The organism is Kutzneria sp. 744, from assembly GCF_000568255.1.
In the GTDB taxonomy this organism is placed as follows: domain Bacteria; phylum Actinomycetota; class Actinomycetes; order Mycobacteriales; family Pseudonocardiaceae; genus Kutzneria.
Map to the genome: position 1 here is coordinate 10727264 of NZ_KK037166.1, position 1027 is coordinate 10728290.

1 protein-coding gene is annotated in these 1027 nt (G+C 74.7%); it reads left to right on the top strand.

What is annotated here, in order from left to right:
* Positions 1 to 1027: hypothetical protein (locus KUTG_RS48605; RefSeq protein WP_043726756.1), on the top strand; the 1027-nt coding region annotated here is incomplete at both ends.

Below are 1027 nucleotides of genomic sequence, written 5' to 3' on the forward strand. Positions count from 1 at the left end.
GCCGGCGACGACGGACGCACGCATCACGTCGCCCCGGCCGCGGTCCGCTTCACTTCGCTCGCCGACGGTGGCCCGGTCACCGTCGAGGAGCAGGCGTGGCGGGACGACGTGCGGTCCCGGACCCTTGCTTTCGCGATCACCACGGGGTCGGATCGCACGCGCGAGTTCGAGGTCTCCGACGTCGTGGTCCAGCCCTTGGTCAAACGGGGCAGGACGATCGGGCTGACGTTCCGCTCCTCCCGGTGGGAACAGGCGGTGGACCGGCAGTGGGCCGGCGGCCACGGCAAGAGCGAGTCCTTCGAGCTGCCGCCGTGGGCGGGCCAGTACCTCGAAGCGCGGGACCGCGGTGAGGCGGACCCCGTTCGCGCCCCGTGGACGGGCAACACGCTGTACGTGCTGGCCCACGGCCGGCCGCACCGGATCGTGGTGTCGCTCACGGACGGGGTCGACGTGCCGGTCGACGGCGCGACGTTCGCCCGGATCGTGGCCGGGACGCAGCCGTTCCGGGACGCGATGGCCGACCGGCGCCCGGACTCCATCGTGCTGTTGAGCTGTGCCGCGGCGGCCGTGGACGGCCCCGGTGGCGCCGCCTACGAGTTCCAGCGAACCCTGGCGTCGGAGTTCGGCCACGGGCAGCCGGTGACCGCCCCGACCACCGATGTGGAGCTGGTGACCGACCGGCCCAGCAGCGAACTGGTGGAGCGCGTGCTCGGGTTGCGGTCGCGGACGGCGGTCGTCCGGGGCGGCCGGTGGCTGGTGTTCGCCGCCTCGCCGGCGTCGCTGCTCGGCGCCGACCGTTTCGGCCACTACCACCGGTTCGGGCCGGCCGACGTGCGGCGGCGAGAGATCGTCCACGGTGATCGCAAGGTCGGCGTGTCGTTCGGCGCCGGCGCCGTGCGCCTGCCCGAGGACGCGCCGGCCGGGGTGTTCCATGTCGACGTCCGGGCGGGCCGCCGCGGGTTCGACGTGACGGCGGCCGACGGCTCCCACCGTGCGGTGGACGGGCGGGCATTGGCGCGGCTGGTCG